Genomic DNA, 25,665 nt, shown 5'->3' with positions numbered 1-25,665 from the left:
TAAACGTCGCCACGCTTTCATTCAGGCAAGTGAAAATGTTCGTTTGACAAACGACACGACTTCCTCAGCCGTGCCGAGCGACAACACCGTCTCTTTGATGCGAGCCGCCTCTTCTTTCGCCAATTGTTTCAACTGAGCGCGCGCCGGCAAAATCGAGGTGGCGCTCATGCTGAACTCATCAAGGCCAAGGGCAAGCAAAATCGGAATCGCGATCGGGTCGCCGGCCATTTCCCCGCACATCCCGACCCATTTTCCTTCGCGATGGGCGGCATCGATCACGTGGCTGATGAGCCGCAAAATCGCCGGGTTGTACGGCTGGTACAAATACGCAACCCGCTCATTCATCCGATCGGCCGCCATCGTATATTGGATCAGGTCGTTCGTTCCAATGCTGAAGAAATCGACTTCTTTCGCAAACTGGTCCGCCATGACGGCAGCTGCCGGGATTTCCACCATCATGCCGACTTCAATTCCATCCGCAACGGCAACCCCTTGGCGGAGGAGCGCCTCTTTTTCTTCAAGCAAAATGGCTTTCGCTTGGCGGAATTCATCGAGCGTCGCAATCATCGGGAACATGATTTTCAAATTGCCGTACACACTCGCCCGCAACAAGGCGCGCAGTTGCGTCCGAAACATGTCTTGCATCTCAAGGCAAAGGCGGATCGCCCGGAACCCTAAGAACGGATTCATTTCTTTCGGCAGCTGCAAATACGGCAGCTCTTTGTCGCCGCCAATGTCAAGCGTCCGCACAACGACCGGCTTGCCATTCATTTGTTCCAGCACCGTTTTGTAAGCCACAAACTGTTCGTCTTCCGTCGGCAGTTCCGAGCGTCCCATGTATAGAAATTCTGTGCGATACAATCCGATTCCTTCCGCTCCGTTCGCCAACGCTCCTTTCACATCGTCTGGCGTGCCGATGTTGGCAGCCAGCTCGACATGAATGCCGTCAGCCGTCACGGTCGCCTCGTGAACGAGTTTCGCCCATTCTGCCTTTTGCGCCTCGTAGCGGGCCCGTTTTTGTTCATATTGGGCGAGCAACTCCGGCGATGGATTGATGATTACTTGGCCGTCGAGCCCATCGACAATGACGATGTCGCCGTTTTTTACTTCCGCCGTCACCGTCTTCGTGCCGACGACGGCAGGGATTTCGAGCGAACGGGCCATAATTGCTGAATGCGACGTCCGCCCGCCGATGTCGGTGGCAAATCCTTTCACATATTGGCGGTTCAGCTGCGCCGTATCGGATGGCGTCAAGTCTTCCGCGATAATAACGACTTCCTCAGAAATGAGGCTCGGGTTCGAGATTGTGACGCCAAGCAGATGGGCGAGGACGCGCTTTGTCACATCGCGGATGTCGGCGGCCCGTTCTTTCATATATTCATTGTCCATCGCCTCGAACATCGAGATGAAAAACGAGGCGGTTTCATCGAGAGCGTACTCGGCATTGACGCGCTCCGTTTGGATTTTTTCTTTAATCGGGTTCAACAATTCTGGGTCGTCAAGCACAAGCAAGTGAGCGGCAAAAATGGCAGCTTTATCTTCGCCAAGCTTTTCCAAGGCATGCTGCTTGATGGCTTCCAGCTCTTCTTTCGCTTTCGCCACCGCCGCCTCAAACCGCGCTACTTCCGCTTCAACATCGGCAACAGCCCGTTTTTCGGCTGCCAAATCAGGGGTTTCTAAGCGGTATGCCTTCGCGATGGCAATACCGCTCGATGCAGCAATCCCATGGATCGTTTTTTCGCGGATTGCGTTTCCCATTATTCTGCAAGACCTTCTTTCGCCAACGTATCCGTTAACGCCGCCATTGCTTCCGCCGCATCGTCCCCTTCTGCCGTGATTTTGATCGTTGCCCCTTTCGGAATGCCTAACGACATGACGCCCATGATCGATTTTAAGTTCACTGTTTTGCCGTTGTACTCAAGCTGGATTTCGCTGTTGAATTTGCTCGCCGTTTGCACCAAAATCGTCGCCGGACGAGCGTGGATGCCGGAATCCGAAACGACTTTAAACGTTTTTTCTGCCATGTTCATCATTCCCCTTTTTTTCAATTTTTAATTTTTCCTTTGCCATCATATCAAATGCAGGGGCGGGATGGCAACGGAAAATGCTTGTCCCCGCCCCGCGGCGAATAAGCAGCTTAGCGGATCGTCACAACAGCGTCTTCTCCTCGAGCAACTGAGCCTTGCTTGTTGACGTGAACCGTTTCGCCGGCTTGGAGATTCGTGAAAATCACCGGTGTGACGATCGATGGGGCGTTCTGTTTGACATAATCAAGGTCGACGCGTAAAATCGGCTGTCCTTTTTTCACTTCGTCGCCTTCCTTCACAAGCGCTTCAAACCCTTGGCCGTTCAGCTTCACCGTATCGATGCCGACGTGGATCAACATTTCATGCCCGCCGGCCGACTGAATGCCAATGGCGTGCTTCGTCGGAAAGACGTTGATGATCTTCCCATCAACCGGAGAGACGACCGTGCCGTCCGTCGGCATGACTGCGAACCCATCGCCCATCATTTTTTGCGAAAACACTTGATCCGGCACTTCAGCGAGCGGAACGATTTCTCCGGACATCGGCGAAGCGATCGTTTCAGACTCCGCGGCTTCCGAAGCCGCTGTTTTCGGCTTTTCTTCTTCCGCCGCACGGGCCGGCGCTTTTCCTTGCATGATGTCTTGAATTTGCCCTTTTAACATATCCGATTTCGGACCGAAAATCGCTTGCACGTTGTTGCCGACTTCCAGCACCCCGGCAGCGCCAAGCGCCTTCAGGCGGTCTTTATCGACTTGGCTAATGTCATGGACCGACACGCGCAAACGTGTAATGCAGGCGTCCAAATGTTCGATGTTTTCCTTTCCGCCAAGAGCAGCGAGCACTTTATACGGTAGGTCGCCATCAGCGGCCGCCTCGGCTTTCGGTGCTTCCTCGACCGTTTTTTCCCGGCCTGGCGTCGCCAAATCCCATTTGCGGATCGCAAAGCGGAATCCGAAATAATAAATCACGGCCAACACCAAGCCGACCGGAATGACAAGCCACCATGCCGTCCGGTGTGGCAGAACGCCAAACAGCAAGAAGTCAATGACCCCGCCGGAGAACGTCATCCCGATTTTGACGTTCAACAAGTGCATGATCATAAACGACAAGCCGGCAAAGACGCAGTGAATGGCAAACAGCGCCGGGGCGACAAACAAGAACGAAAATTCGATCGGTTCGGTAATCCCGGTCAAAAACGATGTCAACGCGGCCGACCCCATGATGCCGGCCACAACTTTTTTGTTTTCCGGCCGCGCTTCATGGTAAATCGCAAGCGCCGCTGCCGGAAGGCCGAACATCATAAACGGAAACTTCCCGGTCATGAACGTGCCGGCCGTCAGTTCCACGCCGTCTTTCAGCTGCTCGAAAAAGATTTTTTGGTCGCCACGGACCACTTGCCCGGCTTTATTGACGTATTCGCCAAATTCAAACCAAAACGGTGCATAGAAAATGTGATGCAAGCCAAACGGAATCAACGCCCGTTCGATGACGCCGAAAATAAAGGCGGCCAACGTTTTGTTCGCCTCGATCATATTGTGCGAAAACGCATTGAGCCCGTGCTGAATCGGCGGCCAGATGAATGTCATGATAATGCCGAGCACGACCGCAGACGCCGCCGTCACGATCGGCACGAACCGCTTGCCGGCAAAAAAGCCGAGATATTGAGGCAGTTCGATATTGAAGTATTTGTTGTACATGTACGCGGCCAAAATCCCGACGATAATCCCGCCAAAAACGCCGGTTTGCAGCGTCGGGATGCCGAGAATGTTGGCATACGACGGGTCAGCGCGGACCATATCGGCCGTTACACCTAAGATGACGCTCATCGTCACGTTCATAATCAAGTAGCCGATGATCGCCGCCAAGCCTGCGACTCCGTCCCCGCCGGCAAGGCCGATCGCTACGCCGACCGCAAACAAGAGCGACAAGTTGGAGAAGACGATGCCGCCCGCTTGCTCCATCACGTTGGAGACGAGCACGATCCAATCGGCTTTTAATGCGGGAATTTTATCCGTGAGCGCCGGGTTTTTCAACGCATTGCCAAACGCCAGCAAAATCCCGGCCGCCGGCAAAATCGCCACCGGCAACATGAGCGCTTTCCCGACTTTTTGCAGCGTGCCAAACGCTCGCTTCATCTTCATAACCTCCTTTAGATTTCTTTATCTTAAGTTTTGCAGCAAACAGCCGATTCATGTATCGAAAATGGGGCGGACGCTTCCGAGGGGCATCGGCGCAATAAAAAAGGCATGACTAAAGAAAGGCAAAAAGAACGCTTACAACAGCGCACATACATTCGCAACTGTTGCCGCCTTATTTGCCCTCTTTACTCATGCCTGATCGAGTCAGTAACACGTAAAGCGAGACAACCTATGCGGTTGTATTGTTCTTTTTCTCCGCCAGCCGTTGCAAATGCAACGTCAAATAGACCGCCTCGGCATCGTCTGCCGGCAGATGAAGCGTTTGCTGCATGACCTTAACCAACTTCCATGCTAGATTATAGCACAATGGATACGCTTCCTTCAAGATTTTCGACAAATTTTTTGGTTCTTCGACTTTTTCACCTTTTTTCATCCGCTCAATCGCATAGCGCAAATGGCGGACGAAACGCAAATAATGAACGCTCTCGCGGTCGATGTCAACGCCAAGCTGTTGCTCGACGATCTTGACAAGGTCAGCAATGAGCTGGGAATATCGATTCGCTTCCGACACGCTTTGTTTCGAAATCGCGCTATGAATATGAAGAGCAATAAAGCCTGTCTCCCCTTCAGGCAGGGATACTCCGAGCTTTTGTTCAATCGTGCGGGCCACTTCATGGGCAATTTCATATTCCAACGGATACAAGCTTTTCGTCTCAGCCAAAAACGGGTTTTTGACGTCCAATCCTTGCTCAAGCCGCTTTAATGTAAAGGCGATATGGTCCGTCAGCGCCACATGGATGTGCTCGTCGAGCGGTGCGCCCACGCGTTGCTGAATATGTTGAACCACCTCGCTCATGAGGGCGATGAATTCTTCGCTCAATTCCGGAAGCAGCTTTTTGTATTGCTCTTGTTCGCGTTCGTTTTTGAGGACGAAACATTTTTCCACGGCACTTTCCGCAATTTCATCCCCCTTTTTTTTGCCGAAGCCGATCCCCTTGCCAAGCAGGACGACTTCACCATACTGGGAGTGGAAAGCGATTAAAACGTTGTTATTGAGCGCCTTTTCCACACGGAACGACTGCTCCATCGGGCCCCCTCCTTTCCGTTCCGCCTGTCCGCCGTTCATCCACGTGACTAATTATAAATCGGAAAGCCGTCCTTCTCAATGAAAAAAAGATGGAGGTTTTTTGGATGGGAGGCTGTTCTTCTTTCCATACTATAGAGGGCGATGCCGTGAAGGGGGGATTCGCATGCCATACATTTCCATCAACAGCCGCGTCCGTCTCTATTATGAAGAAAAAGGGAACGGAACACCGCTATTGTTCATCCATCCCCCTGGGATGGGGCATGTCGTTTTTTGCCGCCAAAAGCCGCTCGCCCGCGATTTTCGCCTCATTTTATACGACATGCGCGGCAACGGGCGAAGCAGTCCGTCGGATGGACCGATTACGGTGCCGCTGCTCGCCGATGACGTCTCGGTGTTGCTTCGCTCCCTCGGCATCGGGCGCGCGATCATTTGCGGCTACTCCAGCGGCGGGTCGGTCGCACTTGATTTCGCCCTTCGCTATCCACAGCATGTAAAGCAACTTATTTTGATTGGCGGATTTCCTGAAGTGTGTACCCCGCTGCTGTGGGGTGAGTTTTGGCTTGGCATTTCCGCCGCCAAACTCAGAGCCATCCCACTGCTCTCCTTGGCACTCGCCCTCGGGCACGGAACAAACCAGCGCGAGCGGCGGCTGTTGAGGCGATACGCCCAGATGGCCAACAAGCGGGATTTAGAGGCCGCGTATCGGGCTGGGCTCGTCTACCGCTGCACGGAGCAGCTCTCCTCCCTGCGCCTGCCGGTGTCGCTCATTTACGGAGCGCGCGACCGTTACATTCATTTCTATATAAGTTGAATTAAAGATTTACAACTGAACACACAAACGATCGATCGTTTGTTCTGGTTTCTGGTTGATTCACTGAATAAAGGCTTGGACATTCTTTCTAATTTCTTGCACACTCGAATAGAACACGTTGTAAATCACGTCTGATTTCAGCCATTTCCATAGCCCTTCAATCAAGTTCAATTGCGGACTGTATGGTGGCAAAAAGACGAGCTCTAACCGATCTTCGTGTTCTTTTAAAAATGGCTGAATGAGTTTGGCATGGTGAATTCGAGCGTTATCTAAAATCATCACTATTTTGCCTGTGGGATAGCGTTCTAACACAAGTTGAAGAAATCGAAGAAATGTTTCCGCGTCATAGCGTTCTTCTTCGATGCAAAACACTTCCCCTGTTTCGTAGTTCAACGTGCCAATCAGCTTCAGCCCTTGATGTTTTCCAAACGTCGGAATGATTCGTTGTTTTCCTTTGACAAACCATGTTTTTTGAATCGCTTGGTAATCACGAATCATCGACTCATCTTGAAAGAGGACATGGGCGATGTTCCCATCTACCAGTTTTTTTTACTTCAGGGAAGGTGATTTCGACGAATTCTTTTTGTTTCTCTTCATCGGCATTGGCTAGTGTATAGGTCGGTTTCGTATAGCTTAGCCCTAACCGATGCAGAATGTCACTTGTTCCGCGAAGCGTGTATGTTGGCCCCCACTTTTGTTGAATGAGTTCAGCGATTATCGCAAGCGTCCAATTATATTTTGCTTCGAATCCCACATCTACGGGGAGCTGATGTTCAATGATCAAAGCCAGCTCTTTTTCCTGCTCAGGGGTCAATCGACGTGGGGCGCCAGGTGAGTATTTCATCTCCAGTCCATCAAGACCGCGCTGGGCGTAGGCATGAATATAGTTATAAATAGTTTTCTTGGATCGACCAATAATCGTTGCGATTTCTCCTTTGGTATATCCCTGCAAATGAAGATAAATCGCTTGGTAGCGTTCATATGCTCGTTTACTTTTTGCTTCTTTCATGGCAGTGGACAACTTTTCGATCTCGTCTTTGTGATTTGGCATCATATTTTCTCTCCGTTCCCCTATTTTCTCTTTTATTTATTCGCCGTGGAACGGGAGAAAACCTTTATTTCAATTTATATATATCACCATATTTCGCCGCTATGTGCCGCATGCTGGTGTTGTGTTGATCGACCAGGCCCGCCATCAAATTCCGACCAAACATAGCGAGGAGATGAACCTCCCCCACTTACGCCTGTAGGCGTTGAAGTGGGGGTTTCTTGCCTTTTTCTTTCCAGGTGTTTCACGATACACCGGGTTTCCCGTGTATCTCGTGACCAAGCACGGAAACACAACAGAAAGAAATAGCAAGCAACATCATGCCAAAGCATGAAGGGTGGGAACTCACCATCTACTACTTCTCGCTTACGCGATCCGTAGATACTTGTGGTTCGTTATTTTCATCGGTCGGAATTCTCCATATAAGTGTTTTGTAAGAATATTGCATGCCGAATGGACATCCCGATGCTGAGAATAACCACAAGCACAAATAAAATTTCTAGAAGAAGGTTTTTTCTTCTTCCCGCAAACAGGACATGTTTGCGTGGTATACGATTCATCCACTTTTTCAAAAGTGATGCCTTTAGCTTCTAGTTTGTATTTCAAATAGTCGTAGAGTTTGCCAAAACACCAGTTCGATAATTTTTGGTTCACCAATTTGGATCGCTTTTTCTTTTTGTTGCGCTGGACGCCTTCGACATCGCCTATCATGAAATGTTTGACGTTTTGTTCCAAACACCAATCGACCAATTGTTTGGTCGTTTTATGCAAGCAGTCTTTTAATTGCGCTTCGCTTTTCGATAAAATATATTGCTTCGCGCGGTTATATTTTTTCCATTTACGCGAACCTTTTTTACATTTGGACATCTTTTTTTGCAGTTCTGCTATTTTTTTATTTCGAAGGCGATGAATGCTTCTTATTTTCCTACCGGTGATGATGATGCTGCTTCCGTTTTCGCTGACGGCACTAATGGCGTGAATTTCGCCAGGATCACCGGCAGCGATAGTTCCTTCTTTTTTAGTAGTTGGTTGTTCACCGTTTTCATAACTGAGGCAAAGCATGAGTTTCCAATGTTTCGCATCAAAAATGAGTTCGATTTCTTTGACAGTGCCGTTTGGAATTTGTTCTTTATCGATTTTCACTACAATAGGAGGTTGGTTTTTTCTTTCCCAGCGACCCATTTTCAGTTCAATGGTCCCATTTGGGTGAATGATAAATCCGTTATTTGCCCATTTCGTGTTGAAATATTTTTTCTGTTTGTACGGATATTTGTTATCTAGCCCTTTTTGTTTGGCTTTTTTGGCGCTGTCTCTGGCGTTCAAATATTTATGGCATACGGCTTGAATGCTTTGGCTATGGATCGGGTATTTGCCCTTCGTTTGTTTTTGAAGTTCGGTTTGGTTGATCCATTTTCCATTATTCTTTAATGCATAGTTTTTGGCAATGACTAAACAGTCATTCCAAATTTGAGCCGATATTCGGTTGCATTCGAATAATCGATCGATATCTTTTTTTGATGTTTGAAAAGGTATTTTGACCGTTCGATACATCCTTTCACCTCCTTACTTATAATATAAAAGTAACTATTCAGCCACATCATAAAGTGAGCTGAATATTTTCTTCTTTCCTTGTCTATGATGTGAATATTGATAGACAAGGAGGTGAATCGCATGTTGACGGTACAACAAGCTGTATTTACAGTTGAGAGCTTAATCGGCAAAGTTCAACAACAAAAACAGCTCATTCATCAACTCATTCAAGAAAATGAACATTTGCGTCACGAAAACAAACAGCTACGCAAAGAAAATGAACAACTGAAGTACCGTGTTCAAGAGCTGGAAGCACGCACGAAAAAAAACAGCTCCAATAGCCATTTGCCCCCATCTTCTGACCGTTTTGAGAAAAAGCGTTCCTCCCGCGAGCCGTCTGGCAAAAAGCCTGGTGGGCAAGAGGGACATGAGGGGAAGACGCTCCGTCAAGTGGAACATCCACATCATCGTGTCGTCCACCGTGTGCATACGTGTCAAGGATGTGGAGCTTCTTTGCGTGAAGTCAAACCGTTCAAAGTCGATATCCGTCAAGTGTTTGATGTCCCTCCTGTGGCGATCGAGGTGACACAACATGAACGTGAAGTGAAATCGTGTCCACATTGTCGATGCGTGCAACAAGCCGAATTCCCATCCCATGTCACGAATCATGTGCAATACGGTCCACGGCTCACGGCGCTCGTTGTTTATTTACATCATATCCAATTGATCCCGTACAAGCGTTTAAGTGATACAATCGAAGCGTTATATCAACACTCGATTAGTACAGGAACCCTTGCCAATATGGTGAAACGAGGACGCGAAGCGCTGGAATCAAATATGGACATCATCGAAGACGCCTTACTTGAATCCAACATCCTGCATGTCGATGAAACGAGTTTGCGCATCAATGGGAAACTCGCATGGGTGCATGTCGCGTGTACATCGAGATATACATACTTGGCTCCTCACGCTTCTCGTGGAAAAAAAGCGACCGATGAGATCGGGATTCTTCCCCGATATGAAGGGACGATGATGCACGATGCGTTCGGTACGTATCCGAAATACACACATGCCACCCATGCCCTTTGTCATGCCCACCATTTGCGTGAGTTAAAAGGATTCATCGAACAGGGGCATACGTGGGCGATGCGCATGACCACGTTTCTGTTAGCCGCCAAGCAAGCCGTCGAAGCCCATCACGGTGCACTTTCCGAAGAAGAAGCGAGACGGTGGGAACGAGTGTATGATCGCATCCTAGAAAGAGCACAACACCGATTAGAAACGATGACGCCTCTTCCGAAAAAAGCACTCGCTTTTGTTCGACGCCTTCAAAAACGAAAGGAAGAAGCGCTGCGTTTCTTACGTGAAGTACATGTTCCCTTTGACAACAACCAAGCCGAACGCGATCTTCGCATGGTTAAAGTCAAAGAGAACATTTCGGGTACATTTCGCGAAGAAACATTCGCGCAGTCGTTTTGCATCGCAAGAAGCATCGTTTCCACACTGACGAAACACGAAAAAAACGTGTGGGATTCGTTATGTCTTCTGTTGGCAGGCGAAACGATCGATCGAGTTCTTTCCGCTACCTAGGGCATTTTCTATGACCGAAATGCCCTATTTGTGCTGGGCTTTTTTATACACTAGCACTGGGGTGAATAGTTACATATAAAATATGAATAATCGAAAATCTATCAGGCGTGTTGATTATCCAATAAAATCCAAAGGGTATAGAAAAAAGAGCACCTTTCCTGTAGAATGTGAGTAGCAACACAAACAAACCCAGGAGGTGCTCTCTATGAACAAGCATACCACACTCCCGAATTTGATGCAAAAACTTGTTTCGGATGAAGAGATTCAACTGATTGCCGAAGCGGTTGGGTATCGTGATTCGTCTCGAACCTTTACGTTGCGCGAGTTGATTCACTTCTTCCTGCTGGCCGCCATGCATCAATGGAAAAGCTTTCGCCACGGAGCCGATGTGGGGCCTCTGTATGGATTGCCGCGATTCCATTATTCCACAGTATCCAAGAAAGCGAAAGAAGTTCCCTATGACATCATGAAACGCTTGTTGGCGTTGATCATTTCCAAGTGCAACCGCCAAACCCGCCGTTCGCTTCGGTTTCCCAAACCGCTTCGGGTGGTGGATTCGACGACCGTCACGGTCGGGAAAAACCGCCTCCCATGGGCGCCGTATCACGGCGAACGCGCCGGAGTGAAGCTGCACGTCGCGTATTCGCCGGAATTCTCGTTGCCGGCAGACGTGGTGGAAACGACCGGACTGCGTCACGATGGCCCAGTGGGAGAACAGTTGACGAACGCTCAACAAGTGCTCGTGGAAGACCGGGCGTATTTCAAAATCGAACGCCTCGATCGATTTGTGGAGCAGCATCAGCTCTTTGTCATTCGGATGAAGGACAACATCGAACTTCATCAGAAAAAAAGCTTGAACCGCCTTTCCAGCACATCCTCATCGGTTCAAACCGACTTCACGTGCCAGTTGGGAACGAAACAATGCCGCTCCACCAAGCGTCACCGGGTGGTGATCTTTCGAGATGCGAATGGCCGCGACATTCGGGTCGTGACGAACCTCTTCCATGCGTCTGCGGAAACCATTGCCGACATGTACCAACAACGTTGGGCTGTTGAGGTCTTTTTCCGTTGGGTGAAGCAATATCTGAATGTCCCGACCTTGTTTGGCACGACGGAAAATGCGGTATACAACCAACTGTTTGCGGCGTTCATCGCGTATGTGTTGCTGCGATGGCTGTATGATCAAACCAAAAAACAGACGAACGTCTCTCTTTCCTTCATTTCGTTCGTTCGCCGTTTTTTCTCTGGGCAGCTTCCTCTCGATTGGAAATCCGGGATGGCCGCTGCTTTGTTTGAGTATGCCCAAATTTATGGAAGGCGTATGTATAATTTTGGATAATCAACACTCGTGAAAATCTATATTCTTTTTTCATCGATTCTCCCATTTTTTTACTTTTTTTTGATCAAAAGTAAAAAGGGTCTTCACCATTTTCTGTGATTTTCACTCAATCCCAGAAACATGTTAGCTGGATGAAATAGGTTCATCAGTCAGGATCCTTCTTCCGCATACAGACCACGAAGTTGGTAGAATGGAAACAGTCAAGTGCTTTCCTTGACGGGTTCCATTCTACCAACTATCATACCGATAGCGGAAGAAGGGAGCGCTTAGGCAGCCTGACTACCTGTAGTGTTCCCTGTACACTCCAGAAATACACGCAAACGAAACCGTTCTAGATTTCGATAGCCATATGCCCGGCGTTTGATGTTTTTGATCTTGTGATTCGTCCCCTAGATTCGGGCATTCGTATATGGGCACAAAAAGTAGGAAAGAATAGGCTCCTTCCACCTTTCAAGCGTGTTGGCTGCTTCCTGAAAAGAAGCAAAAGGGCTCTGTTTGGCTAACCCAATCCATTCTTCTAAGCGTTCCTTTGCTTCGTTATATCCATCGGTTCGGTAAAAATCCCGAAACAACTCTTTCAGATAATAAGCAATGGAAAGTACCGGATACTCCTCCAAGATATCGTCTAATCGAAGCCGTTGGTCCTTACGAAGCTTTTCACAGCCTTTTAAGAGAAGATATCGAGCCTTTTTCAATGGAGAAAATTCCTTTCTTGCTTGATCCAAGGCTTGTGTCACTTTTTGAACCACATGGTACTTATCGATGACAATCGAAGCAGATGGAAACAGGGCGCGAACCGCCTTATGATAAGGTTCCCACATGTCAAGAATCACCGTTTGGACCATTTCTTTCGACAGTCCATTTTGGCTCAACAAGTTAACGGCGGAGTTACATTGGCGATCGGCATGCATTCCCATGACCGATCCGGCTCTGGCATCCATCAATACAGTTTCATACTGATGTCCCTTTTTTACCGCGATTTCATCTAAGCTAAGCACCATCCCTTTTGGAGAAGAGGCCTCCATCGCTGCTTAGCGCTCTTTTGCTTTTTTCGATGCGATGGAGTAATAAATGCGTTCCAATGTCGTATATGGGATACGGTGCTTTCGGCTGACTTCTTGAATGGTGGAGCCTTCGCAAAGTTCATACAAGTACTCACAAAATCGATTGGTGTAGTGTTGATTGGGTGGAATCGATTCCAAAGAGGCAGAAAACACTTGGGAACAATTCCAACACCGATAGCGCTTTACCTTTACGAACAAGTACACCGGTTGATGGAAAATCGCCAAATCCCGTACTTTTCTTGTCCGTCTGTCGTGGACAGAGGAAGTGGCAAACCCACAATGAGGGCAACGTTCCTGTGTCTCTGTTTTCTCTACATGAATCGCATAACCATAGGAAAGAAGTTCGTGTTTAATCACTTTAAATTCTGGCAATCCTAGTGATATAGAAAGCACTTACGAGACCTCCCTAATGTTTATTTCACCGCTAACATTATGGCCAGGATCTCGTCAGTGCTTTCTCTTTTTTGTCACTAAATCACAAAATTTGGTGATGAACCAGTAAAAAAAGACGCCGCGTATCCCCCGCCTACGCTTCGCTTAGAGGCGGGGGACTTGCGGCGTATGGGTTGTTAAATGGCATTTTGCGCATGTACGGCCGGCGGTGACCGATGGGAAGAAAAGAGGGGGAAGCATGTCGAAAAAAGGGAGACAAAACAAAGTAAGCCAAGAAGTGGCCAACCCGACCGTCTCGAAAACAGAGGCGGAAATGGCCAAAGACAGCGTTGACACCGCCAAGCAAGCGAAAAAAAACCGCTCATAACCAAGAACGTGTCCGCGCCTTGGGCGCGGACACGTTTGGTCGGAGCAGCCTCTTTTGTCAGCCGCTTGCGGCGTCGGCCGCATAGCCGGACGGCAGCGTCAAATGGACAATCGTCCCTTTTCCGACTTCGCTCTCGATCTGCATTGTCCCTTTATGTTCCTGGATAATTTTCATGCTTGTTGTCATCCCGAGCCCCATCCCTTTTTCTTTCAACGTAAAAAACGGTTCGCCGATTTTTTGCAGGCGCTCTTTGGAAATGCCAATGCCTGTGTCGGCAATATCCAAATAAACCGTTCCTCCCGCTTCGGAAACGCGGACGTATAAACTCCCGCCGCGAGGCATTGCTTCAATGGCGTTTTTCATTACGTGTGAACTACCCACCACCTACGCTTCGCTTAGAGGTGGGGGCTTCAAGCGACTTGTGTGTGTTCGCTGAACGGTAAGCCACACACAAGAACCCTTTACGCTTCCCTTCGTTCCGAAGGTGTCCGTTCTAGCCATATTCTATCTTATTCGTTGGCTAACGCCAACCGAAATTCATCTCCCACTTTCACTGGTGCTGGCGCACCTTCACGTTTAGAAGTAGGAGACTTCTTTCGGAGGGAAGTTAAACACTTCACCATCGAGCTCCTAACATGCAAAGTCACAAGCGGCCGCCCAGTTACATTTCTCGCGCCCATGCAAGCAACTGAGCGGTCAACGCGGCAGCACGTTCATGGTCAAGCCGCTTTTGCAGCGACGCCTCGAGCCGCTCGGTTACCGCTCCGGCCTCTTCCCCATAGGAAAACGAAAACGACCATTCAAGCGCCGGAATGGCTAGAACGATGTATTCCTCTTTCCGGTTTTCATAAATATATACGTTGACCGGGGCTTGCCCGTCCATGATCGGCGTTTTGCGGATTTTCATCATTGCCTCCCACCTTTGCTGCAAAGCCGTTCTCCATATTCATTTATTTTAGCAAACGCCTCCCCTTTTTTGACATCCCGATCCACGATGGCCACATTCGCACCTTGTTTGGCAAACATCGCGGAGACCGCCTTGCCGATGCCGTTCGCTCCGCCGGTGACAATCACTGTTTTCCGCTCCATGCCCATTTGCCTCTTCTCCTTTCTTTTCTCCAACCTCGTCTTTTCCTCCCTCTCTTGAGGGAAAAACTACGTTCCTTATTATACCATTGACAGCAATGGGAACACATATATGCCGCCATAAGGGAGCGTTTGGAACAATGCGGTTGATGCTGGCGCCTGTACGGGAAGCGGCCGTCTGGCAAGCCGGTGAGCCTCTATGCTGGGCCCGTCCCCCGTGGAACATAAAAAAAGACCGCGTGGAAGCGGTCTTTTTGACGGTTTACCGATATGGGCCGTACGGCGCCGGAAGGCCGGGCGCATATGGAGCTACCCCACCGTAATACGGCGGCAGCGGTGCAGCAGGATAACCGTACGGTGCCGCCGGGGCGTATGGCAGCGGCGCAGCCGGCGGATAGTACATCGGAGGATACGGAACAGCGCCGGGGGCGATGCTAGGGGCAACACCGAGCGTGACACCCATGATCGGCATCGCACTAGGAACGACGCCGGGCGTCATACCGGCAACAGGAGCTCCCCCCCCTTCATACGGAGCTGCCATATCGTATGGAGCAACGCCACCGTCATCGGGCAGCGGCGGTGCATTTTCTTCCCCTCCTACCGGCCAGGCGAAGGTCGGAGCCACATTCGGCACTGCTCCCAAGCCCAGCGGCGGCGCCGGGGGCATCATATCAGAGCTGTCCGGGCTGTCAAATTCGTCCGGACTGTCAAGGTGGGCCGGACTGACCAAAGGAGCCATCGGCACAGCCGGCGGACACCAGTAGCCATAAGGAGTCACCGGCGAATAATACGCTGTCGGCATTGCCGCTGGTGCGGTCGGCAGCGGCGCCACGGGCGGTGCATTATTGTCCATTCGCTCGGCCTTATCGCCTTGGTTTGAGGCGTTCAGAAACGGATCATTCATATGAGGGTCCCAATGATTCATTGTCCTCTCCCTTTCTCGCTCATAGTTGTCGGGGCGCGTACCCATCCATATTGTATGTCGGCACAAGCAAAGGGTGTTTGCCCGGCCAAAATATAGGTATTTATCCTAAACGCCGGTTGCGCTATGATAAATAACAGCAGCAACCTCACATGGACGTTGGGAGGGAATCAGATGGATGAAACGTTGGCGGCCAAACAAATCCATGATTTGCGCAACGGAATCATCTCCGAACTGCTGGTGAAAAAAGAAGACTTCCCTGTTTTTCGCGCCGTGCTTGTCAAACAGCCCGATTTTAAACGATTTCGCGGCATCGCCCAGCGCGGCGGTCACATTATTTATCACTATACAGATGTTCCGCGCAGCTGAACGTTCCCGTCTTTGCGGCTTCACATCCGGCTTTCCGCCCCGAAAGCCGGATGTTTTGGCTTGCGGAGAAATTTCCATTCCTCCTATGAAACTAGTCATTTCAATGCTTCGCGCACTTTTTCCATTATTTCGATAATGAATCATCTTCCCATCCTTGTTACTCTAGTAGCGAGTTTACGAGAGGAGGGATCAGGATGAAAAAAGGAAAAGCATGGGTGATGGCGGTGTTGTGCGGAATGTTTTTCTGTGCCGGCCATGCCGATGCGGCAACCATCCACACTGTCAAGCGCGGCGACACGCTTTGGAAAATCGCGAAGCAATACGGCGTGCCGCTCAAACAGCTGATGCAAAAAAATAGAAAAGACGATCGGCTGTATCCTGGCGAAAAACTGATCATCCCGAACGCAGGCATTACAGCGGCGGAAAAAGACTTGCTCGCTCGCCTCGTCCATGCCGAGGCGAAAGGGGAGCCGTACGCCGGGAAAGTAGCCGTGGCAACGGTCGTACTCAACCGCGTCGACCATCCGGATTTTCCGGATACGATCCGCGCTGTTATTTATGAGCGCTCTGGCGGCCGTTATGCATTCACGCCGGTCGCAAACGGAACGATCAATGAACCCGCTGACCGTGAATCATATCGCGCCGTTGAAGAAGCACTTGCTTTTCGCGGTTTAGGAAACGGCTCGCTCTATTTCTACAATCCGAAAACGGCGAAAAGCAAATGGCTGCGCTCCCGTCCGGTGACGGTCGTCATCGGCAACCATGTGTTTGCCAAGTAGACGAAAACAAGGGGACGGCTTCGCCCCCTTTTTTTTTTTAAATATCAGATTTTAGGAAAGAAACCCCTTTACTTGTGCATAAAAATAAGGCAAACTAGTAAAAAAGCGCCTGCTCCTTTTTATAAAGAGCGGGCACAACGGCCAGGGCGCACCAGCCGGCCGCCTTTTCGGCCGATCACGCCCGTTTTAGCCGCCGACGACTATATTCGGTTTAAAAAGGGGAATGATAGAATGGTGAAAAAAGCAAAAGTCGGGGACATTATTGAATTTAAAAATGGATTGCGCGGCATCGTGGAAAAAGTGAACGAAAACTCGGTCATCGTCGATTTGACATATATGAAAAACTACCGCGAGCTTGATTTGCAAGAGCGGACGGTGGTCAACCATAAAAATTATAAGATTATTGAATAGAAAAAAGAGGCCGTCAAGAGCCTCTTTTTTGTTTACGAAATGCAGGCGAGTTCATCACATTCATAGATGTGGACGCCGTTCGCTGCGGACGCCGCCCGGTAAAACATCGCCAATGCAAGCTGATGGGCGTCAACCGGCTTATATTTTTTCCATTTGCCGACGAACAAAAACGGCAGCCGGCATAACAGCCACCCGGCGAGCATCTCGCCAAGGCGGAACTCCCGACGCTTGCCGACGAGCAACGATGGACGGAAAATATGAAGCGATGGGATGGAAAGCCGCTGCAACGCCTCTTCCACCTCTCCTTTGACGCGCTGGTAAAAAAACGGCGAACACGGGTTGGCGCCAACCGAAGAGACGGTCAAAAAGCTTTTCACGCGGCACTTTTCCGCCAACGCCGCCGCGCGCAGCGTATATTCATAGTCAACTTGAATGAACTGCTGCTTCGTTTTCGCCTTTTTCCGCGTCGTTCCGAGGCAGCAAAACACATCATCGACATAAAAATGCCGCTCATACGATTCAAGCCGCGCAAAATCGACGACGACTTGCTGCAGTTTTTCATGTTTAATCGGCAGCGGGGTGCGGACAAAAATGGTCACTTGCCGGTACAAATCCGACTCAAGCAGCAACTTGAGCAGTTCCCCGCCGACCAAGCCGCTCGCCCCAAGCAAAAGAGCTGTTCTTCGCTCCAACGCCAAAACCTCCAAGGCAAACATTCATTGTCCATTATATAGGAGTTGGCGCGAAAAAACTACCTCTTTTTTCATCTCTAGCGGTTGTCGACTTTTTCTGGATACAAGTCGTGGTTGAGCAGCCGATATTCCGCCATTTTTTCGTATTTCGTCCCCGGGCGCCCCCAGTTGCAGTACGGATCGATGGAAATGCCGCCGCGCGGGGTGAATTTGCCCCACACTTCGATATAGCGCGGTTCCATGACTTTAATCAAATCGTTCATAATGATGTTGACGCAGTCTTCGTGAAAGTCGCCATGATTGCGGAAGCTGAACAAATACAGCTTCAACGATTTGCTTTCGACGCATTTTTTGTCCGGGATGTAGCTGATGTAAATCGTCGCGAAGTCCGGCTGGCCGGTTTTGGGACATAGCGAGGTGAACTCCGGACAATTGAACTTCACGAAATAATCCCGGTCAGGATGTTTGTTGTCAAACACTTCAAGCAGATTGGGGTTGTACGTAAACGAATACGTTGTCCCTTGATGGCCAAGCAGCGTCAAGTCTTTCAATTCTTCCTCTTTTCTTCCTGCCATTCCTTCATTCCTCCCTCATTATTCATTGCCGGGCGAATCGCCGCACCCCGCTTTACACGCCGCGCTTGTTTCCCCAAAGAAGCGTGTGCAGCTGCGGCAGGATGTGGACGTCGGCCAGCTCCTCCGAATCGGCGGCTCGTTCCACCAGCCATTCCAACCGATGGAGAAGCTTCGCGCGGAGTGCATCCACATCTGAATCGGCCACATCGGCGTTTCCTGTCTGCAAATAAAACGGAACACCTGGGTAGCGGCAGTGCACCTCTTTCGCATACGCCAAATCGGTGTCATCAAAGACGACGACTTTCAAGCTGATGCGCCGCACCCGGCTTTGGTCAGCCTGCAGCCGTTCCATGATTTGATCGAGCGCCGACCAGTCGGTGTCCATCCCCGAACTTGGCGGTTTTGGGGAAATGGTGACATCGTCTACATCGAGCAGCCAGTCTTGCCAGCGGCTCCCTTGCGTTTCAACCGCAACGCGCACCCCTTTTTCGTGAAGAAGGGCGACAAGCTCTCCAAGAGCGGCAATGAGAAGCGGGTTGCCGCCTGAAATCGTCACGTGGCGGAAGCGGCGGCCGCCCATGGCTTCAAGCCGCCGCCAAATGTCGTCTGCCGTCAACTGCTCGATCTCGTCTTTCGCTGATCCGTCCCACGTAAACGCCGAATCGCACCAGCGGCAGCGATAATCGCAGCCGGCTGTGCGGACGAACATCGTCTTTTGGCCGATCACCATTCCCTCTCCTTGGATGGTCGGACCAAAAATCTCCAACACCGGAATCGTGCGCGCCATTACCGGTCCCCCGCTTTCGGCCGGTAGACGACATAACTTGTCGACGTTTCGCGGACAAACACTTGCAAACATTTCGGCTTGTGCGGCAGCGTATCCAAATAGCGCTGAATCGTTTCATAAATCGTGCGCGCCACCACTTCCGACGTCGGAAACCGATTCGGGTCATGACCGTCAAACCAATCGCTATGGTCGTTGAGCAGCGTATGGTCCAGCTTGCGATGAACGAGCTGTTTTAACGTTTGAAAGTTGACTAAAAAACCGCTCTCATCAAGCTCATCGCCGGCGACCGTCACATTGACGATGTACGTGTGGCCGTGCACGTTTGCGCAGCTTCCGGCTGCTTCGTGCGGGATGAAATGGGCGGCGGCGATGTGCATATCTTTGTTCAACTCATACCGGTAATCGTGCCAAACTTGAGGATAGAGCTGATGCATCATTGTGCTTCCACCCCCGCTTTTTCCCGCAAATAGTCATCCAATCCGCGCTTGCGCAGCACGCATGCTGGACATTCGCCGCAGCCGTCGGCGATGATGCCGTTATAGCACGTCAGCGTCTTCGTGCGAATGAACTCGAGCGCCCCGAGCTCATCCGCGAGCTTCCACGTCTCCGCTTTCGTCAGCCACATGAGCGGCGTATGAATGACAAATTCGTAATCCATCGCTAAATTCAGCGTGACGTTCAATGATTTGATAAACACATCGCGGCAGTCCGGATAGCCGCTGAAATCTGTTTCGCACACTCCGGTGACGAGATGGCGCGCGCCCCGTTGTTTGGCAAACACCGCGGCGAATGATAAAAACAACAAATTGCGCCCGTCCACAAACGTCGTCGGCAGCCCGCCTTCCTTTTGTTCGATGGCGATATCATCACGCGTCAAGGCGTTCGGCGCCAATTGCCCAAGCAGCGACATATCGAGCACCGTATGGCGAACGCCAAGCTCAGCGGCAATTGCCTGAGCGACTTCAATTTCGCGGCGATGACGCTGCCCATAGTCAAACGTCACCGCTTCCACTTCCCCAAACTGCTCTTTCGCCCAAACCAAACACGTCGTGCTGTCTTGGCCGCCGCTGAAGACGACAACCGCCTTTTCTTCCTTCATCTTCATCACAATCAACCTCCTTCTGAATCAGCAGAAGAAGAGGTTTCCAAAACAAAAAAGGCCATACCCCTAGGATACAGCCGCCCCTAGTTTTTTATAGAGGGTTTTGCTAGAAACCTCTCCCGTACAAGCGTACGGAATTGCGATTCTTCTGTTTTTCTTCTTTACTATACCATACTTATGGCTTTTGTTGTAGCGCCTTTTTCACTTTTTCCGCCACCCATACGTACACATACAGGAGCGGAACATACACCACGACAAGATAAAATCCCGCCTTCGCTGTCCATTCCGTCAACTGCTCAATATGTATCTTCTCCTGAAAAAACATTCCCCCGACAAACAAGCAAGCGAGCAGCACCGGAAGCGAACGGCGCTGCTGAACAGCAAACAGCTGTTTGATCACGCGCGTCACCGCCCAAATAGAGACCGCGATGATCGGGAACACAACAAGCACATAAATCGAGATGACAATATACTCCATCCGCTCGATAAACGGCACTTCCGGAATTTTGGCCATCGTCAGCGTCGGCCATGTAATATGCTGAATTTGCTCTTTGTTATAAAACACGATGGAGATAAGGATCAAAACAAAATAAATGAACATCGTAAATGCGTTGGCCGCATGCGCCCACTTTTGCGAGGACGGAGCCTGTTTTAAAAACGGGTAATACATCAGCAGCATTTCAAACCCTAAATATTGCAGCACCATCTCTTTCGATGCTTTTGCCAATTGCCCAAACGAATGGTCGAACACCGGCAATAAATTCCGGTATTGAGCATACTCAAGCGGAAAGAAAACCATCGGAAAAATCGTCAACAGCGGAATCACCACCCCCCAAACGCATAAGCCGACAACGACGCGAAACCCGCCGGAGACGACATAATACGTCATCAGCAAAAACATAAGGCTGAACTGCCACGCCCCCATCAACGGGAACACCCATACTTTAATGACTTCAATGTATGATTGAAGCACCATAAACGCCGCCAACGCGTAGTAAAAAAGAAGTCCAAGGCTCAGCACCCCGCCGATCCACCGCCCGAAGTACTGTTCATGAAGCGACACGAGGTCTCCGCCTGATGGCAAATGCGACAGCAGCCGATACATGAGCCAAATCAACACGTGCGCCGACAGCCCGGCCATTAAGACTGCCATCCAGGCATCCTGCCCCGCCTCTTTCATCAGTGGACGCTGAAAATTGAGTGCCCCGACCCCAACTTGCGTAGCATGAATGACAAAAAACACAAGAAACGGGGAGATGAGAAACCGTTCCTGAATGGCCTGCTTCATCCTAATCCCTCCTCATGTTCCCCGTCTTATTCGCCAATGCCGGTATGGACGATATCCACCGTGACGTGCGGGCGGATGTCTAGTTCCGGGTATTCACGGTAAAACGCGTCGGAATCCCAATGTCTTGTCACACTGCGAACAAAATCGCCGATGCCGAGCGGGTCAATCCGTTTTTTCTGAAAATAACGGAATAACCGACGCATATTATGCTCCAATTCGTTTTGCATTTTTTTCTTCACATCAGCAAACAAATCTTGACCCGGCTGATCGAGCCATGACGGGTAATCCCTCACCGACGCATGGATATGGACGAACACATCAAGCACATGGCGGCCTCCATCACGCTTCCATTCATATTTCGGCTTCGCCCATAAGTTTTGCAGCATCACCCGATCCTCGCCCTGTTTCCCGCGATTCCCAACCTTCAGCTGGTAGACGCCGTTTTTCGTTTCTCCAAGCAAAATTTTCATTAAAAACGAATCACGCAAACTCACATGCCCCACGTATCGGTCGTCGCGAAACAACGCGACCCCTTCAAGCTTGGCGAAATCTCCTTTTTTCTCAAAATACGGCAAAAACGGATCGCTTCCTGGGGAAAAATAGCGATACAAAAACAAGTGCAAATTCGTTTTCGGCAAGTTCATCGACTGCTCATTCTGCTCCACCAGATTCGGCAAATACAACGTATCGCTCAGCGTCTTGTTCACCTCGATTTTCAGCAGCTCCTTCGCGCTTTCTTCCGCCACGCCAAGCAGCAAATGACTGCCAACTTTGTTGTTGCGCGCGAGGCTGTGCGTAAATTGCGTCACCCCCCGCCTGGCAAACTCCTTGCCGAACAAAATCAAGCGCAGCTGCCCTTCCTCAACCGACAGCGCGGATTTCGATGACAGGCGCGGAATCAAGTCGTAGACCGTCGGCGACGTCGTCGTCAGCATATTCGGCTTTGTCATCGGCCCTTGCTTGAACGTCGGGTACACCGCGGTGCCCGTGTAGCGGCCGTTCTCGAAATCATACCCCATCTGTTGGATAATTTGAATTTCATCAATCGGCCGCGAACTGGCGCAGCCGCCAAGCAACAGCAGCGCACCGAGCCATAGAAGCCCACGCCTCATCACGATCCCCCTTACTCATCAATATCGCGTTTTTGCTTCGCCGCATTCGGATCGTAACGAAACCGCGACCGCGGACGAAGAAACATCGGCCGCTCCGCCGTTTCACTGTATGGCGAACGAACGAATGTATCGCGGAAGCTGCGCACACGAAATGGATAAAACGGCAGCAAATACGGATAGCCAAACGACTGCAGCCGCCCTAAATGAATGAGCAGCCCGCAGACGGCAAAGATAATGCCGATCCCGCCCCAACATGCAGCAAACAAAATAAACGGAAACCGAATGAACCGGATCGTGTTGGACATTTTGAAAATCGGCGTTGTAAACGAAGCGAGCGCCGCCAACGCGACGACAATCAACAAAAACGTACTCGTCAGCCCGGCATCAACGGTTGCTTGCCCGATGACAATCCCGCCGACAATCCCGAGCGTTTGTGCGACTTTCGTCGGCAGCCGCGCCCCGGCCTCGCGCAACAGCTCGATCGTAATTTCCAAAAACAGCACCTCGAGCATCGGCGGAAACGGCACGTTCGAGCGGGAATAAATGATCGGACCGAGCAAGTCTTCGGGAATCATTTCATAATGATACGTCAGCACCGCCACATAAATCGGCGACGCTAACACCGAGAACGCAACGCCGAAAAACCGAATGAGCCGCAAAAACGTGCCGAGCACCCATGGCAAATAATAGTCTTCCGGCGACGTAAAAAAATCGAAAAGAGCGGCGGGGCCAATCACGGCATACGGGGAGCCGTCGCAAAAAATGGCCACCTGACCCGACACAAGCGCATAGATGGTCCGGTCGATCCGCTCGGTCGAGATAAAAAGAGGAAACGGCGTCCGTGAATTGTCCGCGAGCAGCTGATCCAAAATGGCGTTGTCAAACACGACGTCAAAATGAATGGACTCAAGCCGCTGCGTCACCGTTTGAACGACTTCCGGATTGGCGACGCCATCGATGTAGGCGATGACCACTTTCGTTTTCGACACCGAACCAATCGACATTTCCCGAAAGACAAGATTCGGCGTCACCACTTGCCGGCGGATGAGATGCAAGTTGACGCCGACATTTTCCACAAATCCGACTTTGGGCCCAACGACGCTGAATTCGTTTTCCGAATCATTGTTTTCCCGAAGCCCTAAATTTTCGGCGGCGGCGCCCATGAGCGCCGCTTTGTTCGGTTGCTCGCGGAAGGTGACCGCGACAAACCCTTTCAGCACCTTCTCTTCAATCAGCGCCGTGTCTTCGCTCACTTCAATGCGCAGAATCGGCACGATTTGCTGCAAGTCTTCCAAGCGGACCGTCGGATGGTTTGGAATGTCGTTTTGCAAATGGCAAAGAATCCGCTCTTGCAGCACTTGCGGATCGACGAGTGAATCAAAATAATAAATCGACAGCTCCTTGCCTCCCACAACAAACGACACTTCGACAAAATCGCTCGATTGCCGCAGCGTTTCCCAAAGCTGCGAAATGGGCCGCTGAGGGGGGCGTTTTTTCTTTTTTTTCCAAAATGAGAATAAACCCACGAACATCCCCTCGCCTTTCCGTTTACGGCATAGTCTTCCAATCGATCGATATTTTTATGCATCCCCCTTTCATCTTATTGATTAGACAAAATATTCTATATATTATTGAAAATAGATAAATAAAAAAAGAGAATCGTCTATGAGCGAACTGACGAAACAGCGTCGGTCGAAACGAGCGTTGAAAAAAATGACAGAAACGGCCGACTTTTCCGATATGGTGCAAGAGACGGAGGCGGGGCTCGAGCGGCAAACACTCGCTCTTCATGAACTGGCGGGAGAAGCTGACGCCCTGGCCGACGCAGCCCGCAATTTGGAAGCGATGATCGCCCGTTTTCGCTCGTAATCATGCTTTCAACATCCGCATGCGGGAGGACCATCTCGAAAAAAGCCCCCGTTTTGCGAAATGCAATGAAAGCGAGGGAATGCCTATTGGGTGGGCGGTGTACGGAAAAACAATAAGCCCTTTCACCCCCGCACCAGAACAGAAGAGGCAGGGAAAGCGAAAGGGCCTGTTTGCTAACGCGGCAGCTTGCGGCGCCAAAGGAGCCACAATAACATCAGGCTCATGTAGCCAAACAGCGGATAAAGAAACGACAACAACTCCCCATAGCGAAACGGGCTGACCGCGACAAACACCAACACGAGCAGCACGCCGATCCCTTTTCCACTGATCGGCACCCAAATGCGCGCTTGACGGGCAAGCCCAAACAAGCCGCCGATGACCGAGGTAAAAATTTCTCCGTAAATGACGACGACATACAACCAATATAGCATGGCAAAAAACGCACGAACTACTTCGGCCATCGGAATATCGTAACCATCCTTTTGCGGAAACGACAGCAACACAATATGGTTGAGAAGCAACAACCCTGTTAGGATCCCCCCACCCAACATCGCTCCGCGCCTCACCGCCCGCTCACTGGCCGCTTCGCGGGCAACGGGCACCAACACCGCTTGCGCCATCGCCAAGTTAAACGCCGCATACGAAAACGGGGACAACATTGCCTTCAGTGAATAATCCGATGCCGCTATATCCGGCCGGCATAAGTCTCCAGCCATCATCATTTTGATCCATACGGCAACGCTCAAGATCATCATCATCGGCACGACGAACACGTTGACGCCAAACAGCCCTTTGCGGTCAAACAACATGACAAGAAGCGCCAAACCGAGCGTCAGTGTGACGCCCGCCTGTCTCGGCCAGCCGATCTGCTCTTCAAACACGGCACCCGCCCCGGCGATCATCACCGCCGTCACCCCCGCGATCATCGCCGTCATCACAAGCGTCACAAACGGACTCAACATTCTTCCGAACAAATAGCGATTCAATTCATCATAGGACGCGGCTCCAATGCGGCGCGCCATCACCATGAGCCGCGCGCCCCCCCATATAAACAAACAACCGCTGATGATGATGCCAACCGTTCCAGCCGTCCCATAACGAGTGAAAAATTCCATAATCTCTCTTCCGGTCGCAAATCCTGCCCCAATCACCGTTCCAACGTAAACAGCAGCGATTTGCCACGCCTCCGACCAATCGTGTCTCTTGCCCAAATCCTCCATCTCCCTCCTTGTCCGTTGCTTTTCCATATATATGTATATGTCCGGCATGGACAAGAAAG

At 50.5% G+C, this 25,665-nt stretch carries 25 protein-coding genes and 3 pseudogenes; 8 read left to right on the top strand and 20 right to left on the bottom strand.

The window, feature by feature from the left end:
• Positions 1-21: 21 nt before the first annotated feature.
• From ptsP to glcT, 4 genes are all read right to left on the bottom strand, one after another.
• Positions 22-1,758, bottom strand: coding sequence for a phosphoenolpyruvate--protein phosphotransferase (ptsP, locus tag QSJ10_RS04510; protein WP_033017366.1), 1,737 nt, complete (start codon positions 1,756-1,758; stop codon positions 22-24).
• Positions 1,758-2,024, bottom strand: coding sequence for a phosphocarrier protein HPr (locus QSJ10_RS04505; protein WP_033017364.1), 267 nt, complete (start codon positions 2,022-2,024; stop codon positions 1,758-1,760). Before QSJ10_RS04505 ends, ptsP begins: the two co-directional genes overlap by 1 nt.
• Positions 2,025-2,137: 113 nt before the next feature.
• Positions 2,138-4,162 carry a glucose-specific PTS transporter subunit IIBC gene (gene ptsG / locus QSJ10_RS04500; protein ID WP_033017363.1) on the bottom strand — a complete coding sequence of 675 codons (2,025 nt, stop codon included), beginning with the start codon at positions 4,160-4,162 and terminating at the stop codon, positions 2,138-2,140.
• A gap of 232 nt (positions 4,163-4,394) precedes the next feature.
• On the bottom strand, positions 4,395-5,252 hold the full coding sequence (gene glcT, locus QSJ10_RS04495; RefSeq protein ID WP_033010766.1) for a glucose PTS transporter transcription antiterminator GlcT: 858 nt from the start codon (positions 5,250-5,252) through the stop codon (positions 4,395-4,397).
• Between the two features lie 163 nt (positions 5,253-5,415).
• On the opposite strand from glcT, the gene QSJ10_RS04490 reads away from it, so the two are divergent.
• Positions 5,416-6,063, top strand: coding sequence for an alpha/beta fold hydrolase (locus QSJ10_RS04490; RefSeq protein WP_033017369.1), 648 nt, complete (start codon positions 5,416-5,418; stop codon positions 6,061-6,063).
• A 60-nt stretch (positions 6,064-6,123) separates the two neighbouring features.
• Here the strand turns inward: QSJ10_RS04490 and QSJ10_RS04485 are convergent.
• Positions 6,124-7,117, bottom strand: a protein-coding gene (locus tag QSJ10_RS04485) for an IS630-like element ISBs2 family transposase (RefSeq protein WP_289493458.1) whose coding sequence is annotated in 2 segments (ribosomal slippage) — positions 6,124-6,612 and positions 6,614-7,117 — 993 coding nt in all. Because the reading frame shifts where the segments join, the coding sequence is not laid out codon by codon here.
• A 360-nt stretch (positions 7,118-7,477) separates the two neighbouring features.
• A complete protein-coding gene (locus QSJ10_RS04480) occupies positions 7,478-8,662 on the bottom strand; it encodes an RNA-guided endonuclease InsQ/TnpB family protein (protein WP_033017188.1) in 1,185 nt (394 codons plus the stop codon).
• A gap of 120 nt (positions 8,663-8,782) precedes the next feature.
• Between QSJ10_RS04480 and QSJ10_RS04475 the strand changes: the two genes are divergently transcribed.
• Both QSJ10_RS04475 and QSJ10_RS04470 read left to right on the top strand, forming a co-directional pair.
• Positions 8,783-10,231, top strand: coding sequence for an IS66-like element ISBst12 family transposase (locus tag QSJ10_RS04475; RefSeq protein ID WP_076611637.1), 1,449 nt, complete (start codon positions 8,783-8,785; stop codon positions 10,229-10,231).
• Between the two features lie 205 nt (positions 10,232-10,436).
• Positions 10,437-11,570, top strand: coding sequence for an IS4-like element IS5377 family transposase (locus QSJ10_RS04470; RefSeq protein ID WP_086558357.1), 1,134 nt, complete (start codon positions 10,437-10,439; stop codon positions 11,568-11,570).
• A gap of 266 nt (positions 11,571-11,836) precedes the next feature.
• On the opposite strand, the pseudogene QSJ10_RS15545 reads toward QSJ10_RS04470, so the two are convergent.
• A pseudogene (locus QSJ10_RS15545) lies at positions 11,837-13,027 on the bottom strand (ISL3 family transposase).
• A gap of 238 nt (positions 13,028-13,265) precedes the next feature.
• Between QSJ10_RS15545 and QSJ10_RS04455 the strand changes: the two are divergent.
• Complete coding sequence (locus QSJ10_RS04455) at positions 13,266-13,394, top strand: hypothetical protein (protein WP_255350130.1); 129 nt, start codon at positions 13,266-13,268, stop codon at positions 13,392-13,394.
• Positions 13,395-13,451: 57 nt separating this feature from the next.
• Here QSJ10_RS04455 and QSJ10_RS04450 read toward each other — a convergent pair.
• From QSJ10_RS04450 to QSJ10_RS04435, 4 genes and pseudogenes are all read right to left on the bottom strand, one after another.
• Positions 13,452-13,763, bottom strand: a pseudogene (locus QSJ10_RS04450) (ATP-binding protein); the annotation flags it as partial.
• A 292-nt stretch (positions 13,764-14,055) separates the two neighbouring features.
• A complete protein-coding gene (locus QSJ10_RS04445) occupies positions 14,056-14,301 on the bottom strand; it encodes a YueH family protein (protein WP_033010762.1) in 246 nt (81 codons plus the stop codon).
• 83 nt (positions 14,302-14,384) lie between these two features.
• Positions 14,385-14,489, bottom strand: a pseudogene (locus QSJ10_RS04440) (SDR family NAD(P)-dependent oxidoreductase); the annotation flags it as partial.
• A gap of 253 nt (positions 14,490-14,742) precedes the next feature.
• Positions 14,743-15,405, bottom strand: a complete 663-nt coding sequence (locus QSJ10_RS04435; RefSeq protein WP_053532240.1) for a hypothetical protein — start codon at positions 15,403-15,405, stop codon at positions 14,743-14,745.
• Positions 15,406-15,576: 171 nt separating this feature from the next.
• Here QSJ10_RS04435 and ykzS point away from each other — a divergent pair, with 171 nt between their 5' ends.
• The 3 genes from ykzS to QSJ10_RS04420 all read left to right on the top strand — a co-directional run bounded on the left by ykzS (position 15,577) and on the right by QSJ10_RS04420 (position 16,961).
• The gene (ykzS, locus tag QSJ10_RS04430) at positions 15,577-15,771 is read left to right on the top strand and encodes a protein YkzS (protein WP_033015881.1); all 195 of its coding nucleotides are present in this window, start codon (positions 15,577-15,579) and stop codon (positions 15,769-15,771) included.
• Between the two features lie 194 nt (positions 15,772-15,965).
• A complete protein-coding gene (locus QSJ10_RS04425; protein WP_033015879.1) occupies positions 15,966-16,550 on the top strand; it encodes a cell wall hydrolase in 585 nt (194 codons plus the stop codon).
• 231 nt (positions 16,551-16,781) lie between these two features.
• Positions 16,782-16,961 carry a YkvS family protein gene (locus QSJ10_RS04420; protein ID WP_033005507.1) on the top strand — a complete coding sequence of 60 codons (180 nt, stop codon included), beginning with the start codon at positions 16,782-16,784 and terminating at the stop codon, positions 16,959-16,961.
• A gap of 32 nt (positions 16,962-16,993) precedes the next feature.
• Here the strand turns inward: QSJ10_RS04420 and QSJ10_RS04415 are convergent, their stop codons facing one another.
• The 8 genes from QSJ10_RS04415 to QSJ10_RS04380 form a co-directional block, all read right to left on the bottom strand.
• Positions 16,994-17,677 carry an NAD(P)H-binding protein gene (locus QSJ10_RS04415; RefSeq protein WP_033015878.1) on the bottom strand — a complete coding sequence of 228 codons (684 nt, stop codon included), beginning with the start codon at positions 17,675-17,677 and terminating at the stop codon, positions 16,994-16,996.
• Positions 17,678-17,730: 53 nt separating this feature from the next.
• The gene (gene queF / locus QSJ10_RS04410) at positions 17,731-18,228 is read right to left on the bottom strand and encodes a preQ(1) synthase (RefSeq protein WP_025948364.1); all 498 of its coding nucleotides are present in this window, start codon (positions 18,226-18,228) and stop codon (positions 17,731-17,733) included.
• A 52-nt stretch (positions 18,229-18,280) separates the two neighbouring features.
• Positions 18,281-19,015, bottom strand: a complete 735-nt coding sequence (gene queE / locus QSJ10_RS04405; RefSeq protein WP_033015876.1) for a 7-carboxy-7-deazaguanine synthase QueE — start codon at positions 19,013-19,015, stop codon at positions 18,281-18,283.
• Complete coding sequence (gene queD / locus QSJ10_RS04400; RefSeq protein ID WP_033015875.1) at positions 19,015-19,452, bottom strand: 6-carboxytetrahydropterin synthase QueD; 438 nt, start codon at positions 19,450-19,452, stop codon at positions 19,015-19,017. The genes queE and queD overlap by 1 nt, the downstream gene beginning before the upstream one ends.
• Positions 19,449-20,120, bottom strand: coding sequence for a 7-cyano-7-deazaguanine synthase QueC (queC, locus tag QSJ10_RS04395; RefSeq protein ID WP_053532241.1), 672 nt, complete (start codon positions 20,118-20,120; stop codon positions 19,449-19,451). Before queC ends, queD begins: the two co-directional genes overlap by 4 nt.
• Positions 20,121-20,292: 172 nt before the next feature.
• Positions 20,293-21,405, bottom strand: coding sequence for a GerAB/ArcD/ProY family transporter (locus QSJ10_RS04390; protein WP_053532242.1), 1,113 nt, complete (start codon positions 21,403-21,405; stop codon positions 20,293-20,295).
• Between the two features lie 26 nt (positions 21,406-21,431).
• Entirely contained in the window at positions 21,432-22,517 is a 1,086-nt protein-coding gene (locus QSJ10_RS04385) for a Ger(x)C family spore germination protein (protein ID WP_053532243.1), read from the bottom strand.
• 11 nt (positions 22,518-22,528) lie between these two features.
• On the bottom strand, positions 22,529-24,043 hold the full coding sequence (locus QSJ10_RS04380) for a spore germination protein (protein ID WP_033015869.1): 1,515 nt from the start codon (positions 24,041-24,043) through the stop codon (positions 22,529-22,531).
• 139 nt (positions 24,044-24,182) lie between these two features.
• Between QSJ10_RS04380 and QSJ10_RS04375 the strand changes: the two genes are divergently transcribed.
• The gene (locus QSJ10_RS04375) at positions 24,183-24,386 is read left to right on the top strand and encodes a hypothetical protein (RefSeq protein ID WP_033015868.1); all 204 of its coding nucleotides are present in this window, start codon (positions 24,183-24,185) and stop codon (positions 24,384-24,386) included.
• Positions 24,387-24,559: 173 nt separating this feature from the next.
• Here QSJ10_RS04375 and QSJ10_RS04370 read toward each other — a convergent pair whose 3' ends face one another.
• Positions 24,560-25,606, bottom strand: coding sequence for a YkvI family membrane protein (locus tag QSJ10_RS04370; RefSeq protein WP_049625071.1), 1,047 nt, complete (start codon positions 25,604-25,606; stop codon positions 24,560-24,562).
• Positions 25,607-25,665 lie beyond the last annotated feature (59 nt).

It is taken from the genome of Geobacillus stearothermophilus ATCC 12980 (genome assembly GCF_030369615.1).
Classification (GTDB): domain Bacteria; phylum Bacillota; class Bacilli; order Bacillales; family Anoxybacillaceae; genus Geobacillus; species Geobacillus stearothermophilus.
This window is presented reverse-complemented; position numbering and strand designations above follow the sequence as displayed.

Bases quoted from the DNA above. Each gene is read 5' to 3' on its own strand.
- glcT (WP_033010766.1), bottom strand. From the start codon at position 5,252: ATGGAGCAGTCGTTCCGTGTGGAAAAGGCGCTCAATAACAACGTTTTA.
- queD (WP_033015875.1), bottom strand. From the start codon at position 19,452: ATGATGCATCAGCTCTATCCTCAAGTTTGGCACGATTACCGGTATGAG.
- QSJ10_RS04415 (WP_033015878.1), bottom strand. From the start codon at position 17,677: ATGTTTGCCTTGGAGGTTTTGGCGTTGGAGCGAAGAACAGCTCTTTTG.
- QSJ10_RS04455 (WP_255350130.1), top strand. From the start codon at position 13,266: ATGTCGAAAAAAGGGAGACAAAACAAAGTAAGCCAAGAAGTGGCCAAC.
- QSJ10_RS04480 (WP_033017188.1), bottom strand. From the start codon at position 8,662: ATGTATCGAACGGTCAAAATACCTTTTCAAACATCAAAAAAAGATATC.
- ptsP (WP_033017366.1), bottom strand. From the start codon at position 1,758: ATGGGAAACGCAATCCGCGAAAAAACGATCCATGGGATTGCTGCATCG.
- QSJ10_RS04420 (WP_033005507.1), top strand. From the start codon at position 16,782: ATGGTGAAAAAAGCAAAAGTCGGGGACATTATTGAATTTAAAAATGGA.
- ptsG (WP_033017363.1), bottom strand. From the start codon at position 4,162: ATGAAGCGAGCGTTTGGCACGCTGCAAAAAGTCGGGAAAGCGCTCATG.
- QSJ10_RS04370 (WP_049625071.1), bottom strand. From the start codon at position 25,606: ATGGAGGATTTGGGCAAGAGACACGATTGGTCGGAGGCGTGGCAAATC.
- QSJ10_RS04435 (WP_053532240.1), bottom strand. From the start codon at position 15,405: ATGAATCATTGGGACCCTCATATGAATGATCCGTTTCTGAACGCCTCA.
- QSJ10_RS04505 (WP_033017364.1), bottom strand. From the start codon at position 2,024: ATGGCAGAAAAAACGTTTAAAGTCGTTTCGGATTCCGGCATCCACGCT.
- ykzS (WP_033015881.1), top strand. From the start codon at position 15,577: ATGGATGAAACGTTGGCGGCCAAACAAATCCATGATTTGCGCAACGGA.
- queC (WP_053532241.1), bottom strand. From the start codon at position 20,120: ATGAAGATGAAGGAAGAAAAGGCGGTTGTCGTCTTCAGCGGCGGCCAA.
- QSJ10_RS04390 (WP_053532242.1), bottom strand. From the start codon at position 21,405: ATGAAGCAGGCCATTCAGGAACGGTTTCTCATCTCCCCGTTTCTTGTG.
- QSJ10_RS04385 (WP_053532243.1), bottom strand. From the start codon at position 22,517: ATGAGGCGTGGGCTTCTATGGCTCGGTGCGCTGCTGTTGCTTGGCGGC.
- queE (WP_033015876.1), bottom strand. From the start codon at position 19,015: ATGGCGCGCACGATTCCGGTGTTGGAGATTTTTGGTCCGACCATCCAA.
- QSJ10_RS04445 (WP_033010762.1), bottom strand. From the start codon at position 14,301: ATGAAAATCCGCAAAACGCCGATCATGGACGGGCAAGCCCCGGTCAAC.
- QSJ10_RS04490 (WP_033017369.1), top strand. From the start codon at position 5,416: ATGCCATACATTTCCATCAACAGCCGCGTCCGTCTCTATTATGAAGAA.
- QSJ10_RS04470 (WP_086558357.1), top strand. From the start codon at position 10,437: ATGAACAAGCATACCACACTCCCGAATTTGATGCAAAAACTTGTTTCG.
- QSJ10_RS04375 (WP_033015868.1), top strand. From the start codon at position 24,183: ATGAGCGAACTGACGAAACAGCGTCGGTCGAAACGAGCGTTGAAAAAA.
- QSJ10_RS04475 (WP_076611637.1), top strand. From the start codon at position 8,783: ATGTTGACGGTACAACAAGCTGTATTTACAGTTGAGAGCTTAATCGGC.
- QSJ10_RS04425 (WP_033015879.1), top strand. From the start codon at position 15,966: ATGAAAAAAGGAAAAGCATGGGTGATGGCGGTGTTGTGCGGAATGTTT.
- queF (WP_025948364.1), bottom strand. From the start codon at position 18,228: ATGGCAGGAAGAAAAGAGGAAGAATTGAAAGACTTGACGCTGCTTGGC.